This window comes from Streptomyces sp. NPDC127098 (assembly GCF_042722465.1).
Taxonomy (GTDB): domain Bacteria; phylum Actinomycetota; class Actinomycetes; order Streptomycetales; family Streptomycetaceae; genus Streptomyces; species Streptomyces millisiae.
In genome coordinates this window covers 1-15437 of record NZ_JBHXFJ010000103.1, presented here as the reverse complement: position 1 = coordinate 15437, position 15437 = coordinate 1, and the positions used below count along the sequence as shown (strand labels likewise).

Below are 15437 nucleotides of genomic sequence, written 5' to 3'. Positions count from 1 at the left end.
CCTCGGCCCTGCCGGGCCCTCGGCCCTGCCGGGCCTTGTACCGCGCGCAGCGCGGTCAGGCCCCCGCGCGCAGCGCGCGAAAAGGGCGGGTGGGTGGGGAACATCCCGGCGCGAAGCGTCCAAGCCCCCGGCGGCGTAGCCGCCGCAGGCCCTCGGCCCGGCCGGGCCGCTCACCACGCGGAGCGCGAAGAGGGCGGGTGGGTGGGGGACAAAACCCGGCGCGAAGCGCCGGACCGCGCACCGCGCGGCGGCCGGCCCCCGCGCAGCGGGAAGGGCGGGTGGGTGGGGGGAAACCGCCGTGGTCGTCGAGTCAGGCGCGGGGGAGGAACTGCGGGCCCTGCGGGGGGAGCGTGAACGACGGGTCCGGCTGGGGCGGCGCGGCGTGCCGCCGCGCCGCGGTGACGCCGAAGTCCGCCGCCAGCGCGACAAGACCGCCCGCGTAGCCGCGGCCGACCGCGTGGAACTCCCAGCCCGCCGCCGTGCGCCCGAAGAACCCGCAGACCAGCGCCGTCTCCCCCACGGCGGGAGCCAACCGCAGCAGCGCGAGCCCGGCCGTCGCGCCCGGCGCGGTCGCCGCGTCCTGGAGGAGCAGCCGGGGGGCGCTCTCCGCCACGCGGAAGCCGCCGGCGTCCGACGAGGCCGCCAGCACCACCCGCGTCACGCCGGCGTCGAGCCGGCCCAGGTCGGCCTCGACGGAGTCCCGCAGGCCGGCCGCCTCCCGCCGCTTCGGCAGCCGCCGCACCAGGCCCGTCGGATGGCGCGGCTGGTTGTAGAAGACGAAGTCACCCTCCGTGCGTACGCGCCCACCGGGGCCGAGCAGCAGGGCCGAGAGATCGATATCGGGGGTGTCCGGGGTATCAGAGCTCCCCGACGTCCCGGTGGGTTTCCACCGCAACACGGCTCGCAATGAGGCGACGGGCAGGTGAATTGTCGCCCCTCTCTCCAGTGCCTGCGTCATAGCAGGAATCCTGCCTTCCGCCACACCAACGAAACAATGTCGCGCTTACGATTGCGAGGGGATCCGGTAAGCCAGCGGGGCGGCCGGAACCGCTGCCAAAATCCGGGGAGATCCATGCGGCATTACAGGCACCTCACGCCTGCGCAACGTCGCGCGCTGTTTCACCGGGAGCCCGCCGATTTCGGGCCGGCCTCCCCCGTCAGGACGTTGGGCGTCGCCCTCGGCGCCACGCTCTACTGCCCGGCCACCCGCCCCAGGCTGGCCGCCGACGTCCGAAAGCAGGCCGACGCCGGCGTCGTGTCGATGGTGCTGTGCCTGGAGGACTCGATCAGCGACGCGGAGGTGGAGGGCGCCGAGGAGAACCTGGTGCGGCAGTTCCACAAGCTGCTGTCCGAGCCGGAGGACGCGCTGCCGCTGCTGTTCGTCCGGGTGCGCGTCCCCGAGCAGATCACCGATCTCACCCGCCGCCTCGGTCCGGCGATCCGGCTGCTCACCGGCTTCGTGCTGCCGAAGTTCACCGCCACCTCCGGGCCGGCGTTCCTGGAGGCGCTGACCGGCGCCGAGGTCATGTGCGGCCGGCGGCTGCTGGCCATGCCGGTGCTTGAGTCGCCCGAGCTGCTGCACCTGGAGACCCGCGCCGAAGGACTGCGTGCCGCGGCCCTCGTCGTCGACAAGTACCGCGAGCGCATACCCGCCGTCCGGCTCGGCGTCACCGACTTCTGCTCCGCCTACGGGCTGCGCCGCAGCCCCGACATGACGGCCTACGACGTGCACCTGGTCGCCTCCGTGATCGCCGACGTCGTCAACGTCTTCGGCCGCGCCGACGGCACCGGCTACACCGTCACCGGGCCGGTCTGGGAGTACTTCCGCGCCCAGGAGCGCATGTTCAAGCCCCAGCTGCGCAACAGCCCGTTCAGCGGCCGCGCCGAGGAGCTCCGCGCCCGGCTGATCGAGCACGACATGGACAGCCTGCTCCAGGAGATCGAACTCGACCGTGCCAACGGCCTGTTGGGCAAGACCTGCATCCACCCCTCGCACGTCGCGCCGGTGCACGCGCTGTCCGTGGTCAGCCACGAGGAGTACAGCGACGCGGTCGACATCGTCGGCGCAGGACCCGAGGGCGGCGGGGTGCTGCGCTCCGCCTACACCAACAAGATGAACGAGGTGAAGCCGCACCGCGCCTGGGCCGCCCGCACCCTCCAGCGCGCCGAGGTGTTCGGCGTCGCCAGGGAGGGCGTGGACTTCGTGGACCTGCTGGCGGCCGGCATCGGGGTGGCGGCATGAGCGACACCCACCTGGACACGGACATATGGGCGGGGGACTGGGTCACCCGGCGGCTCGGCGTGCGGCTCGAGGGTGAGGGCACCAGGGAACTGCTCGGCCTCGCGCTGCGCCGCAACCCGAAGCGTTCCCACCTGCTGGTCTCCTCCGTGCTCGGCAAGCACGTGCCGCAGCGCCCGGCCACCGTGCACGGCACGGGCCTTGAGCTCGGCCGCCGGGTGCGCGAGGCGCTGGGCGCCGAGGAGGCGGCCAGGGCCGTGGTGCTCGGTTACGCGGAGACCGCCACCGGACTCGGCCACAGCGTCGCCGACGGGCTCGGCGCCGCCGCCTACCTGCACTCCACCCGCCGGCCGGTGCCGGGCGTCGCCCCGGTCGGCGGCTTCGAGGAGGAGCACAGCCACCACACCTCACACCTGCTGCTGCCCACCGACCCGGCGCTGCTCGCCGGCGGCGGGCCGCTGGTGCTGGTCGACGACGAGCTGTCCACCGGCCGCACCGTCCGCAACACGGTCGCCGCGCTGCACCGCGACGCGCCCCGGCAGCGCTACGTGGTGGCCACCCTCGTCGACATGCGGACCGAGGCCGACCGGGCGGCGCTGGCCAAGTTCGCGGCCGAGCTCGGCGCGGTCGTCGACGTGGTGTCGCTGGCCGGCGGCCGGGTGTCGCTGCCCGCGGACGTGCTGACGCGTGGCGCCGCGCTGGTCGCCGAGTTCGAGGCCGCCGGCGCCCCGGCGGCCGAGGCGCCGCCGGCCGCGCCCGTGGCGCGGGTCGAGCTCGACTGGCCGGCCGGCCTGCCGGACGGCGGCCGGCACGGCTTCACCCCGGCCCACCGCCGGCGCCTCGAGGCCGCGCTGCCGGCGTTGGCCGCCCGGGTCGCCGCCGCGCTGCCGGCCGGCGCCCGCCGGGTGCTGGTCCTCGGCACCGAGGAGCTGATGTACGTGCCGCTGCGGCTCGCCGAGGCCACGGCCGAGCTGCTGGGCGACGAGGGCCCCGAGGTGCTGTTCTCCACCACCACCCGCTCCCCGGTGCTGCCCGTCGACGACCCCGGCTACGCCATCCGCAGCCGGCTCACCTTCCCCTCCCACGACGACCCGGCCGACGGCCCGGGACCCCGCTACGCCTACAACGTCGCCGGCCGCGCCTGGGACGCGATCCTGCTGGTCACCGATGTCGCAGGCGACACCGAGGCGCTGCACGCCCCCGGCGGCCTGCTGGCGCGGCTCGCCGAGCTCACCCCGTGCCCGCTGCTCGCCGTCGTGCCCGACCGGCGGCTCGCCGAGCCGCTGCGCGGCCCGGCGTTCGGCTCCTACGCGGCCGAGGAGGTCGGCTGGCTGCTCCAGGACCTCTCCGAGGTCACCCTGGAGGCCCCGGCCGAGGAGCGCGAGGAGGCCATCCAGTCGGGCGGCGCGCACTACGCCGAGTCGCTGCCCGTCGAGTACCAGCCGAGCCCCGACTACCAGCGGCTCTTCCACGCCGCGCTCGCCGCCTCGGCCCGCCGGGTGGCGCGCGCCGTGGGCACCGTCACCGAGGCGGTGCTCGCCGAGCGCGGCCGCCCTGGCCACCCGCCGGTGCTGGTGTCGCTGGCCCGCGCCGGCACCCCCGTCGGCATCCTGATGCGCCGCTGGGCCCAGCGGGCGCACGGCGTCGACCTGCCGCACTACGCGATCTCCATCGTGCGCGGGCAGGGCATCGACGCCACCGCGCTGCGCTGGCTCGCCGCCCACCACGACCCGGCCGACGTCGTCTTCGTCGACGGCTGGACGGGCAAGGGCGCCATCACCCGCGAACTGGCCGCCGCCGTCGAGCCGTTCGCCGGCTTCTCGGCCGACCTCGCGGTGCTGGCCGACCCCGGTGGCTGCGTCACCACCTACGGCACCCGCGAGGACTTCCTGATCCCCTCCGCCTGCCTCAACTCCACCGTCTCCGGGCTGATATCGCGGACCGTGCTGCGCGCCGACCTGGTCGGCCCTGACGACTTCCACGGCGCCAAGCACTACCGCGAGCTGGCCGACGCCGACCTCTCCGGCCACTTCCTCGACACCGTCGCCGGCCACTTCGCCGACCCGGCGCTGGCCGCCGGCGTGGCCGCCGACACCGCCGCCCTGCTGGCCGCCGACCGCACCCCGGACTGGGTCGGCTGGCGGGCCGTGGAGCGGATCAGCGAGGAGTACGGCATCGGCGATGTCAACCTCGTCAAGCCCGGCGTCGGCGAGACCACCCGGGTGCTGCTGCGCCGCGTGCCCTGGCGGATCCTGGCCAGGCGCGGCGCGGGCGCCGACCTGGACCACATCAGGCTGCTCGCGGAGCAGCGTGGGGTGCCGGTCGAGGAGGTCGACGAGCTGCCCTACAGTTGCGTGGGTCTGATCCACCCCCGCTACACCAGGGGCGCCACCGGCGCCGACGGGAAGGCCGCGCGATGACCACGACGTCCCCGACGGCCACCACGACCGTCGTCGCGAGCGACCTGGACCGCACGCTGATCTACTCGGCCGCGGCGCTCGCCCTCGACGACGTGCCCGACCACGAGGCGCCCCGGCTGCTGTGCGTGGAGACCTACCGGTCAAGGCCGCAGTCGTTCCTCACCGAGACGGCCGCCGGGCTGCTCGCCGAGCTGGCCGCGGAGGCGGGCGTGGTCTTCGTGCCGACCACCACCAGGACCCGCGAGCAGTACCGGCGGATCAGCCTCCCGGGGCCGCCGCCCCGGTACGCGATCTGCGCCAACGGCGGCCACCTGCTGGTGGACGGTGCCACGGACCACGACTGGCACGCCACCGTGCGGCGCGCCCTGGCCGCCGACTGCGCCCCGCTCGCCGAGGTCAGGGACCACCTGCGGCGCTCCGCCGACCCGGCGTGGCTGCTGAACGAGCGGGACGCCGAGGAGCTCTTCACCTACCTGGTGGTGGACCGGGCGCTGCTGCCCGAGACGTGGGCGAAGGACCTCGCGGAGTGGGCCGAGCCACGCGGCTGGTCCGTCTCGCTCCAGGGCCGCAAGCTGTACGCGGTGCCGCGCCCGCTGACCAAGTCGGCGGCGGTGGCCGAGGTCGTGCGCCGCACCGGCGCCGGCCGGGTGCTGTCCGCCGGCGACTCGCTGCTCGACGCCGACCTGCTGCTGGCTGCGGACCGCGGCTGGCGGCCCGGGCACGGTGAGCTGGCCGACGCCGGCTGGTCGGCGCCCGGCGTGACGGCCCTGGCGACGACGGGCGTGCGCGGCGGCGAGGAGATCCTGCGGGCCCTCCGCACCGCCGCGCGTGCCACCACCGGGGGAGGGCGCTAAGCCGCCCTGCGCCGCGCCCTTTCCTCCTCCTCCCGTTCCCGTTCCTCCCGCTCCCGCTCCGCGCGTTCCTTCAGCTCGCGCTCCCGCACCAGGGCGTCGTTGAGCTCCAGGCGGCGGCGCTCCACCTCCCGCTCCCGCGCGGTCATGCCCCGGGCGGTCCTCGGGTGCCGCGCCCGCCAGTACGGGTTGTCGTGCGGCAGCCGGCCGCTGAACCGCCCGTACGTGCCGAACGCCAGCAGCACCAGGCCGACCACGAAGCTGAAGATCACGTTCTGGATGCGGAAGTTCAGGAAGTTGAGCCCGGTGCGCAGGATCGCCAGGTTCACGAAGCCGCTGAGCACGAACAGCACGCCGAGCACCAGGTTCAGGTTGGAGGCGAAGTGGCCTCCCTTGACCATGCCGGCGAAGAGCAGCAGCCCCACCGCGATCGACAGCCAGCTCAGCGCGCCGTTGCTGTTCAGGCCGATCACGGCGTTGTTGCCGGTGCCGAAGAAGCCGACGTTGGAGAACAGGCCGAACATGCCGAAGATCACGAACCCGATGCCCATCAGCCCGGCACCCACCCGGTAGACTAGGCTCAGCCGGTGGTGGGCGGGCTGCCGCTCGTCGAGAACGGGGTGCCGCATGAGCGAACGCGGCCCGCCGTGGGGCAGCCGCGGCTCGCCGCGCGTGTCGAGTGGGCCACGCATCGTCGACCTCCTGGACGCGTTCGTGAGACGACGGAGCCCCGGGTACCCGCCCCCGGCGGCCCCAACCCCCGCCGTCAGCGGCCGGCGCGCATCTCCTCGACCACGGTGGCCACCGTGGACCGCACGGCCTCCGTCTCCGTCAGGAACCGCCAGTAGTCGGGGTGCCGCCCACCGGCCTCCAACTCGGCGACCGCCCGGTCGAGACGCTCGACGGCGGCGTCCAACGGCCGCGCGTGCCGCGGTTCCGGGATCGACCGGCCCACCATCGCGAGCCGCTGGGCGTCCCTGATCACGAACCGGGTCCGCTCGATCTCCCGCTTCGGGTCGAACGACACCTCGTTCAGCCGGCGCAGCCGCTCGCCCGGCTCGGAGACCGCCTCGTCGGTGCGGCCGAGCAGCGCCTGCACGCTGGTCAGCGTGGCCGTGGCGGCGTCGAACCGCTGCTCGTCGCGCGCCCGACGCGCCTCGACCAGCAGCTGCTCGGCCCGGCGCACCGCGTCGGCGGCCTGCTCGGGCACCCGCTGTAGGTCCTGCCAGCAGGCGACGGCGAACCGGCGGCGCAGCTCGCTCAGCACCGGCTCCACCTTGCCGGCCCTGGTGGTGATGGCCTCGGCGCGGGTGCGCAGCGAGGAGAGCCGCCGGTCGAGCTCGGCGGCGAGCCGCGGCAGCCGGGCCGCCTCGGCGGCGATGGCGCCGGCCCGCCGGCGCACGTCCTCGGCGCGGCGGATCGTGGGCTTGACGCCGTGCCGGCCGGCGCCCTCGTTGAGCAGCCGCAGTTCGGGCGCGAGCGCGGCCAGCGAGGTGGCCAGCTCGTCGGCGCCGAAGCCGGCGGCGCGTGCCTCGTCGAGCGCGGCGGTCGCGGTGCGCAGCGCCTCCCTGGCGCGCTCCACGGCCGGCGTCACCTGCGCCAGCTGGGAGGCGGCCCGCTCCTGGAGCGGCGCGATCCGGGCCGCGAACGTGTCGAGGTCGGCCTTCACCTTCTGCAGCTCGCTCTGCGCCATCAGCAGCGCGGCCCGCGCCCGGTCGGCGGCGCCGGCGTCGAGGCCCTCGGCGTCCAGGTCGTGGGCGTCGACGGTGGCGATGTAGTGGTGGCTGACCTGGTCGATGCGCTCCCCGAACGCGGCGAAGTCGGCGGCCGCCCTGGCCGCCGCCGGCGAGTCGTCGGCGGCGCCGATGGTCTCCAGCGCGATCTCCAGGTCGCGCTGGGCCATGTCGAGCTCGTAGAACGCGGCGGCCGCCGCGTCCTTGGCGCCCTGGGCCGCCGTCCGCAGGTCCTCGACGCGGCCCCGCCCCCACCACGGCCGGGAGCCGCCGCCGGTGAAGGCGGCCGGCAGCGCGGCGGCGAACAGCAGGGGCAACGTCAGGGACAGTCCGAGTTGGCTCCTGGAACGCCTCGCCCTCACGTCTCCCTCTCCCCGCCGCCGACCGGCCGATCCGTGTGAGAGCCATTCTCCCACCCGGCCCGGGGATCAGCGGGAGGTGGTGCGCAGGGTGATCCCCCCGTTGTGGCTGCGGGCGTCGATGACGGCGGACGCGGCGTCGTCCCGCGCCACGTCGACGTCCACGTCCCCCCTGTCCGTCTCGGTCGCCACCCGGTAGGCGGTGCCGTCATCCGGCACCTCGACGGTCGTGCCGCCGTTGTCCGAGACGGTCTCGACCCGCCGGGGCGCGGCGTCGAGGGTCAGCGTCATCCCGCCGTTGTGGGTCCTGGCGACGATCTCGGGCGAGGTGACGCCGGTGGCGCTGATCCGGCCGTTGCTGGTCTCCAGGGACAGCGGCGCGGACGTGTCCCGCACGGTGATGGCACCGTTGCGGGTGGTGAGGTCGAGCGCCGTGTCGAAGCCGGCGGCCTCCACGCCACCGTTCCGCCCCTCCAGCGTGACGGCCACCCCCGACGGCACCCGTATCTCGTGCCGGGCGTCGCACTCCACGACGATGCCCTCGCAGACGACGCGCAGCCGGAGCGTGTCGTCCTCCATCGACCACTCGACGTCCGTGGTCCCGGTCATCCGCCGTGCCTCGAACGTCCTGGTCACCGCCACCTCCCCGGCCGGCGAGGCGTCCGGCACCAGCACGATCCGGCTGTTGTCGGTGTCCACGGTCAGCGTGTCCCCGGCCAGCGGGAACGCCCGCTCCTCGGGCGAGCCGTCGTGCGTCTCCTCCACCAGGCACCCGCTCAGGGCGGCGCCGGCCACGAGAACGCCGGCGGCGGCCAGCAGGGCGCGACGGGCGGCGGCGGTGCTTCGGCTCATGGGTCTTCTCCGGTCTCCTGCCCCCGGGCGGCTCCGGTGGGCGGTGGTTCGTGACGATGACCCGACGCTAGAAGTCCCGCCCCAGGACCGGGAATCCGGCGACCCACCGCCTCCGGGGTGGGGCTGTCCCCCGTAAGCCGCCCTTTATGGGCGGACGGCGCGGGCATGTAGGCTGTTGCCTCATTCCCGGGGTGCATAGCTCAGCGGTAGAGCGCCGCCCTTACAAGGCGGATGTCGGCGGTTCGAACCCGTCTGCACCCACCCGTGGGTGACCGGCGGCCCCGGCGCCCGCCCTCGGGCGGGCGCGCGGTGGCGGAATCGTGACGGTCCCGTGTGGGGGTGTGGACGCGCCGCGCATCTGTGCGATGGCGTGCGGGTAGTGCATGGCGGACATCCGTCCCGAACGAGGGAGATCCGCATGCCCGGACGTAGTGCCCGTTCCTTACCGCGGCGACCGGCCGCGCTCGTGTCGGCCGCCGTGCTGCTGCTCATGGGCGGGCCGCTCACCGCTCAGGCGTCCGCCGCGTCCACCGGCGCGGCCGCGGACGAGCATCCCCAGATCTGCTACCGGGCGTATGTGGAGTCCGTCGGGTGGGAGGCCGACGAGTGGTGCAACGGGATCGGTGCCGGCCTTCCCGGTTTCAGTGTCCAGGCGCTCCAGTTGAGCGCCGCGAACGTGGGCACCCTCTGCGCCCGGGCCAACCTGGCGGTCAGCGGCTGGCAGGCCTGGCAGTGTTCGAGCACCGAGTGGGGGCGGATCCAGATCGGCTCCACCACGGCGGGCCGTGGTGTTCGGGCCGTCGAGCTCTCCGTCACCACCGGCGTGATCACCGCCGAGGTGGAGATGTCGAACAGCGGGTACCAGGGGCCGAGGACGGGCTCGACGGTCCTGGTCGGTTCGCCCGGTGGCGTCGACGAGATCGAGTTCATCGGCATCGCGGTGCGCTGAGCCGACTTGACCTCAAGGAAACTTGAGGTCTCAGGATGTCCGCATGAACGCAGCAGAGACGCGCGAGGCGGACGAGGCGGAGATCGCGGCCATCCGGCAGGTGGTGACGGTGCTCGAGCACTCGCAACAGAACGAGCTGCCGGAGGAGTTCCTCGGGCTGTTCCGGGAGGACGCGATCTGGACGACGGCGCACGGCAGGCGACTGTTCGGCCGGGAGGCGATCTCGGACTTCACCCATCAGGTGTTGCCGGGCGCGATGCGGGAGTCCACCGTGACCTACGAGGTGGAGCACGTGCTCTTCATCCGGCCGGATGTGGCGGCGGTCAAGGTGCGGGGGCAGTACCGCACGCCGGACGGCGAGCCGCTGGGCAACGCCACCAGCCCCATGTACGTGATGGCCAAGGAGGACGGGCGGTGGCGGCTGGTCGCCTCCCAGAACACGGAGGTGATCGACGGGTAGCGGACCGGGTCGGGGCGGGCCGCGGTGGCCCTGGCGAAGTGGCCGCCCGTCATTCGGGGGGTGACGGGCGGCAGACCTCGCAGGCGGCGACGCGGTCGCCGTGTTCCGCGAGCAGTCGGCGGAGGGCGGCGGCGTCCAGGTCGGGGGCGCCGGGGTGCCAACAGCCCTCCTCGTGGAGGATGCCGCGCCGGGGGGCGCCGGGTGGGCGGCGCTGCCACCGCACCCACCAGCGTGGCCGGCGGGCCTCGGCGGCCGCCGCCCGCTCGGCGTCGGCGACCGCTTGGCGCACGTCGTTCAGCCAGTGCTGCAGCCACGCGGCGAGCGCCCGGAGCGCGGGCAGGTCGCTCGGCGGCTGCGGATCGGTCATGTGTTCGATTCTAGGTGTGGGAACGTGCCCTCCCGTTGGGCGGGGGCTCACGACCGTGACGCGTGCCTCTCGCTCTCCGCCCAGCCCGCGTGGCAGAGGTAGACCCGGGGCGCGCCGCCCGGATCCGGCACGGGGGCCTGGTGGTTCTCCCGCACGCCGGATCCGGTGATCTCGCCGGTGCGGGGGTCGACCACCCGGTAGGGGAGCGGGATCGCCTCCCCGGCCCAGGGCGCGACGCGCAGGTCGCCACCGTGCTCGCCGTAGCTGACGTAGAGGCGTCCCGGCACCAGCAGCCCGCGCGGTGCCAGGGTCAGGTCCCAACTGGGGGCCATGTCGGTGGTCGGCAGCCCGGCCAGGATCCGGGAGACGAGGCCGACGTAGCGCGAGCCCTCGAAGTCCAGGGCCTCCCGCCAACCCGCGCCCTCCGCCACGAAGAACGGCTCGTGCCCCGGTTCGCCGGGCCGCAGCACCCACTGCCACAGGCTGCCCGCGCCGTAGACCACGCCCATGGTGCCGCCCGCGCACAGGTTGCTCCACGCCTCGTGCCCCTGCCACCAGCCCTCGCCCTTGCCGCGTCGGCCGGAGTGCTCGTAGGTCGGCTCGCCGTTGGCGACCGCCCGCACCGGCTCGTTGCGCCACATGTCGGCGACCCGCTCCGGCACGTGCTCGCCGCGGTGTCCGGTCTGGCACCACTGGAAGTCGAGCCAGGGCGCGTCCTGGTGCGCGTCGGCGCGGGAGTGCGGGCGGTAGTGGATCCCGCACGGCTGGCCGTAGGCGTCCCACTCCTCGATCTCCCGCCCGCCGGCCTCGATCCCGGGCTCGTGGCCACCACCGTCGGCACCGACCAGGTAGACCACGGGGTCGGCGCCGTAGCGGGCCACCAGGTAGCGGCAGTAGCGGGCGTACTCGGCGGGCGGCACCACGGGGCCCGCCGCCCGCAGGCCCTTCCAACCGAAGCCGTGGAAGACCGGCTGGAGCACGGGGACGACGCCGTGCTCGTCGAGGACGCCGAGCAGCCGGTCCAGGTGTTGGAAGTAGGCGGGGACGAGGTCGTCGAGGTGGCCGTCGGGCAGGTCCTCGAAGGCGACGTCGAAGCCCTCGTCTGCGGTGCGGTCCCGGGGGCCGCGCGCGTCCATGTCGGGTTGGACGCTCATCAGCAGCGCCGCGTTGAACCCCTTTTCGGCCCGGTCCGCGGCGTAGACCCGGACCTGCTCCTCGGTGGCGCGCCATGGCAGACCCCAGGCGGTGTCGCCGACCAGCAGCGCCGGGGTGCCGTCGGCGTGCACCAGGCTGCGCCCGCCGGGCGACATCCGCCAGAAGCCGTGGACGCGGAACGGGTTCCCGCCGGCGGGCTCGTCGGCGACGGTCAGCTCGCCGGTGCGGCCGACCAGGCCCGGGTCGTCGACGTCGGCCGCGGTGCGCCAGCGCCAACGACCGCCGGCCAGCGGGGAGGCGAACCGGATCCGCCAGGTGCGGCCGCCGTCCCAGAAGGCCGGGCGGCGCAGGGTCGTGCCCGAGTCATGGGTGAACTCGGCCCAGACCGCGACCCCGGCGTAGGGGGCGGGATGGTCCCACTCGGCGGTCAGCGTGAACTCGGCGCGCTGCCAGGGGGATGTCCTCACGGTGCGGGGGTTCCTTCCTCGGTGGTTCCGGGTTCGTCGAGCAGCCGGCGCGCGATGGAGGTGTCGGTGACGAGCGCGGTGATCCACCGGCCGCGCACCGCGGCACGCACCGCCTGGTACTTGCGGGGGCCGCCGGCGACGGCGATGCGGCGCGGCACGGCGCGCAGCTGGTCGACGGAGACGCCGACGGTCCGCTCGCCGAGGCCGGCGTCCACGTGCACGCCGTGCTCGTCGAAGAAGCGCTGGCAGATGTCGCCCACCGCGCCGAGGCCGCGCAGCCCGACCAGCTCCTCCTCGGCCACCGCGTTGCCGCTCAGCCGCAGCAGTGGGGACGGTTCGAGGCTGCCGACGCCGACCAGGACCGACGTCAACTCCTGCCATGCCTGGCCGACCTCGCGCACCGAGGCGTCGCCGAGCAGCGAGAGCCGGGCGCCGGCCGAGCCGACCAGGCCCGGGGCGCGGACGAACAGCGGCGTGGCGCCCGTCAGTTCGGCGAGCCGGGCGGTGAGCCTGGTGGCCTGCACCTGGCTGTGCGCGTCGCCGACCCCGCCCATCAGTTGAACGACCCTGGCGGCGGCGGGCCTCCGGACGCCGGGCCGCATCGCGTCGACGGCGGCCAGCAGCGTCTCGCTCCACGTCGAGACACCGATCACCTCGCCGGCCCTGAACGCCGTCTCCAGGAAGCCGGCGGCGGCGCCGCCGAGGGCGCGCATCAGGCTCGGTGGATCGTCCACCAGGTCGTCGCCGTCGACGACCACCACCTCGGCGAGCCGGTACCGTTCGGCGACGGCGTCCTCGAGGTCGCTGTGGATGCCGGCCGGCGCCACCACCACCGTGCGGACCACGCCCAGGGCGGCGGCGGTGCGCAGCATCCGGGAGACCCCGGCCTGGGTGAGGCCGAGCAGCTCGGCGATCCGGGTCTGGCGCAGGCCGCGTTCGTGGTACATGCGCGCCACGCGCACCAGCTGGCGCAGTTTGGCGACGGACATGTCGCCGGGTATCCGGGGAGGGTCGGGCACGTCGGGCACCCTAGGCGTCGGCAAGATGAATATCCATTCGGATCATCCATATCTATCTCCAGGGTTCAGCGGGGATGCTCCTGCACGTCGCGCCCTCCCGTCAAGCCCTCGGATGCACGGGCTTATTGGGGGCTTTCAACCGGAATCGACCCGCGCGGGAATCTCCGCGCAACGGTCTTGACATGTCTCGTCGGGCGATCCTACGGTCCCCTCACTCGTCATAAACAACAAGTGACTGAATTAATATTCAGGAGGTCGGCGCATGACCATGGACCGCAGGCGGTTCCTCAGCGGCGCCGCCGCCCTGGCCGCGGCCCTCGGCACGGCCGGCGGGCTGACCGCCTGCGGCGGCGGCAGGCTCCAGGCGTCGCCCGACCGGCTCTCCCTCTTCACCTACCTCGACGCCACCCAGGCCCCGCTGCTCGACCAGGTGCTGGACTCCTTCCGCGACGAGTCCGGCGTCACCGTCCGGCACGACACGCTGCCGGGCAGCGGCGCGGCGCTCTTCCCCGACAAGGTGCGCACCCAGATGCTGGGCGCCCGCCCGCCTGACCTGTTCATGATGTGGGGCGGCCAGATCGCCGCGCCGTTCATCGACGCCGGCCAGATAGCCGCCCTCGACGAGGTCTACGCCCGGCACGGCTGGGACGAGCTGCTGAACCCGGCCGCCGTGCGGGACATGACGTTCGACGGCCACCGCTACGGCCTGCCCGGCGTGATCGCCAACCTCGGCTGCTGGTACCGCACCGACCTCTTCGAACGGGCGGGCGTCTCCGTCCCCGCCAGCTACGACGAGTTGGAGGACGCCTGCGACCGGATCGTGGCCAGCGGCGTGGTGCCGCTCGCCACCGGCGGCGTCTACGGCTGGGACCCCATGCGCCTCTTCGAGTACCTCCTGGAGATCACCGCCGGGCCCGAGCTGCACGACCGGCTGCTGGTGGGCGAGGCCAGCTGGGACCGCGCCGAGGTCCGGGACGCCTTCGGGCTCTTCCGGAAGTGGGTGGAGCGCAAATGGGTCCCGGAGGGCTTCCTCGGCATCACGCCGGACGTCGCCGACTCCTACCTCACCCAGGGCACCGGCGCCTTCCTGATCACCGGCCAGTGGCAGGAGTACACCAACAACGCCTCGGGACTCGACCCCGAGCTCTTCGGCACCTTCGTCCTGCCCACCGGCCACGACGTGGTCCGCACCTCCGGCTGGACCGAGGGCTTCTTCCTCTCCAGGGCGTCCCCCAACGGGGGGAACGCCGCCCGACTCTTCGACTTCCTGCTCACCCCGCCCGCACAGGAGACCTTCGCCGGCTTCCGCACCCCGCTCAGGGATCTCGCCCCCGACCCGGGAGAGCTCCCCCTCAACGCCCGGTGGCTCGAACTCGGCCGCCGGCACCCGCACTACGTGATCCAGGACCAGGCGTTCCCCAAGGACGTGTCCGACGCCTACTTCCAGATCCAGAGCGACATCGCCCAGGACAACGTCTCGCCGCGGGACGCCGCCGCACGGATGCAGGACGCCGTCACCACCTGGAAGGAGGGCCAGGTCCGATGACGACCGCCATCCCCGCCGAGGCCGCCCGACCGGCCAGGACCCCACGCCTCACCACCACCCCGCCCCCGCGCCGCCGCCACCGGCCGAGCGCCTGGGCCTACGCGGCGCCCGCGCTGCTCGTGTACACCGGCTTCCTCGTCTACCCGGCGCTCCAGTCGGTGTACCTCAGCCTCACCTCCTGGGACGGCATCACCCCCGACAAGGAGTTCGTCGGCCTCGACAACTACCGGCACCTGGCCGACGACCCGGTCATCGGCACCGCCGTCCGCAACAACCTGCTGTGGACCCTCGTCACCATCCTGCTGCCGATGCTGCTCGGCCTCGCCCTGGCGCTCGCCCTCAACAGCCGCCTGGTGCGCGGCCGTTCGTTCCTCCGCACCGTCTTCTACGCGCCCGCCGTCCTGCCGCTGGTCTCGGTGGCCACCATCTGGGGCTGGCTGTACAACCCCACCGACGGCGCGATCAACGAGGCCCTGACCACCCTGGGCCTCGAATCCCTCACCCACGCCTGGCTCGGCGACGACTCCACCGCCCTGTGGGCCACCATGGTCCCGGCCGTCTGGGTGCGCACCGGCTTCCCGCTGCTGCTCTACCTGGCCGCCCTCCAGGGCATCCCCAGGGAACTCCACGAGTCGGCCGCGATGGACGGCGCCAACGCCTGGCAGCGCTTCCGCCACGTGACCCTGCCGGGGCTGCGGCCCACCAACCACATCGTGCTCGCGCTGTCGCTGATCGAGTCGTTCAAGGTCTTCGACCTGATCTACGCCCTCACCTACGGCGGCCCCGGGCGCTCCACCCAGGTCCTCGGCACCTGGATGTACTTCAACGTCTTCCAGTACTACCAGTCGGGCTACGGCGCCGCGATCGCTGTCGTCATCACCCTGGTCGCCGTGTTCGTCGGCATCCCCTATGTGCTCTCGCAGACGAAGGACATCCCAATCGTGTTGTCAAGCCGCAGCCGTGACGGGGGATGAAGCGTGATAGCACGCTCCGTCACGGATCATGGCCCACAGGACGTTG

14 protein-coding genes and 1 tRNA gene are annotated in these 15437 nt (G+C 73.9%); 8 read left to right on the top strand and 7 right to left on the bottom strand.

Annotation, left to right across the window (positions count from 1 at the left end):
• Positions 1-310: 310 nt before the first annotated feature.
• Positions 311-958: a TerD family protein gene (locus ACFWI8_RS34710; protein WP_387099782.1), complete on the bottom strand. Its 648-nt coding sequence runs from the start codon at positions 956-958 to the stop codon at positions 311-313.
• Positions 959-1072: 114 nt separating this feature from the next.
• Here ACFWI8_RS34710 and ACFWI8_RS34705 point away from each other — a divergent pair, with 114 nt between their 5' ends.
• The 3 genes from ACFWI8_RS34705 to ACFWI8_RS34695 are packed head-to-tail and all read left to right on the top strand — an operon-like array spanning position 1073 to position 5513.
• Positions 1073-2242: an HpcH/HpaI aldolase/citrate lyase family protein gene (locus tag ACFWI8_RS34705; protein WP_387099779.1), complete on the top strand. Its 1170-nt coding sequence runs from the start codon at positions 1073-1075 to the stop codon at positions 2240-2242.
• Positions 2239-4659: a phosphoribosyltransferase gene (locus ACFWI8_RS34700; RefSeq protein ID WP_387099776.1), complete on the top strand. Its 2421-nt coding sequence runs from the start codon at positions 2239-2241 to the stop codon at positions 4657-4659. Before ACFWI8_RS34705 ends, ACFWI8_RS34700 begins: the two co-directional genes overlap by 4 nt.
• On the top strand, positions 4656-5513 hold the full coding sequence (locus tag ACFWI8_RS34695) for an HAD family hydrolase (protein WP_387099773.1): 858 nt from the start codon (positions 4656-4658) through the stop codon (positions 5511-5513). Before ACFWI8_RS34700 ends, ACFWI8_RS34695 begins: the two co-directional genes overlap by 4 nt.
• Here ACFWI8_RS34695 and ACFWI8_RS34690 read toward each other — a convergent pair.
• The 3 genes from ACFWI8_RS34690 to ACFWI8_RS34680 all read right to left on the bottom strand — a co-directional run bounded on the left by ACFWI8_RS34690 (position 5510) and on the right by ACFWI8_RS34680 (position 8454).
• A complete protein-coding gene (locus ACFWI8_RS34690) occupies positions 5510-6202 on the bottom strand; it encodes a DUF4383 domain-containing protein (protein WP_387099770.1) in 693 nt (230 codons plus the stop codon). The two genes, ACFWI8_RS34695 and ACFWI8_RS34690, sit on opposite strands and share 4 nt — an antisense overlap.
• A 74-nt stretch (positions 6203-6276) precedes the next feature.
• Complete coding sequence (locus ACFWI8_RS34685; protein ID WP_387099768.1) at positions 6277-7605, bottom strand: hypothetical protein; 1329 nt, start codon at positions 7603-7605, stop codon at positions 6277-6279.
• Between the two features lie 66 nt (positions 7606-7671).
• Entirely contained in the window at positions 7672-8454 is a 783-nt protein-coding gene (locus ACFWI8_RS34680; RefSeq protein WP_387099766.1) for a hypothetical protein, read from the bottom strand.
• A 189-nt stretch (positions 8455-8643) separates the two neighbouring features.
• Here ACFWI8_RS34680 and ACFWI8_RS34675 point away from each other — a divergent pair.
• The 3 genes from ACFWI8_RS34675 to ACFWI8_RS34665 all read left to right on the top strand — a co-directional run bounded on the left by ACFWI8_RS34675 (position 8644) and on the right by ACFWI8_RS34665 (position 9863).
• A tRNA-Val gene (locus ACFWI8_RS34675) sits at positions 8644-8715 on the top strand.
• 157 nt (positions 8716-8872) lie between these two features.
• Complete coding sequence (locus ACFWI8_RS34670) at positions 8873-9403, top strand: hypothetical protein (RefSeq protein WP_387099763.1); 531 nt, start codon at positions 8873-8875, stop codon at positions 9401-9403.
• 43 nt (positions 9404-9446) lie between these two features.
• Positions 9447-9863 carry an SgcJ/EcaC family oxidoreductase gene (locus ACFWI8_RS34665; RefSeq protein ID WP_387099760.1) on the top strand — a complete coding sequence of 139 codons (417 nt, stop codon included), beginning with the start codon at positions 9447-9449 and terminating at the stop codon, positions 9861-9863.
• A 49-nt stretch (positions 9864-9912) separates the two neighbouring features.
• Here the strand turns inward: ACFWI8_RS34665 and ACFWI8_RS34660 are convergent, their stop codons facing one another.
• From ACFWI8_RS34660 to ACFWI8_RS34650, 3 genes are read right to left on the bottom strand one after another with little or no spacing between them, the layout of a single operon-like run.
• The gene (locus ACFWI8_RS34660) at positions 9913-10230 is read right to left on the bottom strand and encodes a hypothetical protein (RefSeq protein ID WP_387099757.1); all 318 of its coding nucleotides are present in this window, start codon (positions 10228-10230) and stop codon (positions 9913-9915) included.
• A gap of 47 nt (positions 10231-10277) precedes the next feature.
• Entirely contained in the window at positions 10278-11852 is a 1575-nt protein-coding gene (locus tag ACFWI8_RS34655) for a DUF4038 domain-containing protein (RefSeq protein ID WP_387099754.1), read from the bottom strand.
• Positions 11849-12871 carry a sugar-binding transcriptional regulator gene (locus ACFWI8_RS34650; RefSeq protein WP_387099752.1) on the bottom strand — a complete coding sequence of 341 codons (1023 nt, stop codon included), beginning with the start codon at positions 12869-12871 and terminating at the stop codon, positions 11849-11851. Before ACFWI8_RS34650 ends, ACFWI8_RS34655 begins: the two co-directional genes overlap by 4 nt.
• A 262-nt stretch (positions 12872-13133) precedes the next feature.
• Between ACFWI8_RS34650 and ACFWI8_RS34645 the strand changes: the two genes are divergently transcribed.
• Positions 13134-14417 (top strand): ABC transporter substrate-binding protein, encoded by a 1284-nt coding sequence (locus ACFWI8_RS34645; RefSeq protein ID WP_387099749.1) that lies wholly within the window; start codon positions 13134-13136, stop codon positions 14415-14417.
• Positions 14414-15391: a carbohydrate ABC transporter permease gene (locus tag ACFWI8_RS34640; protein ID WP_387099747.1), complete on the top strand. Its 978-nt coding sequence runs from the start codon at positions 14414-14416 to the stop codon at positions 15389-15391. Before ACFWI8_RS34645 ends, ACFWI8_RS34640 begins: the two co-directional genes overlap by 4 nt.
• Positions 15392-15437: the final 46 nt, after the last annotated feature.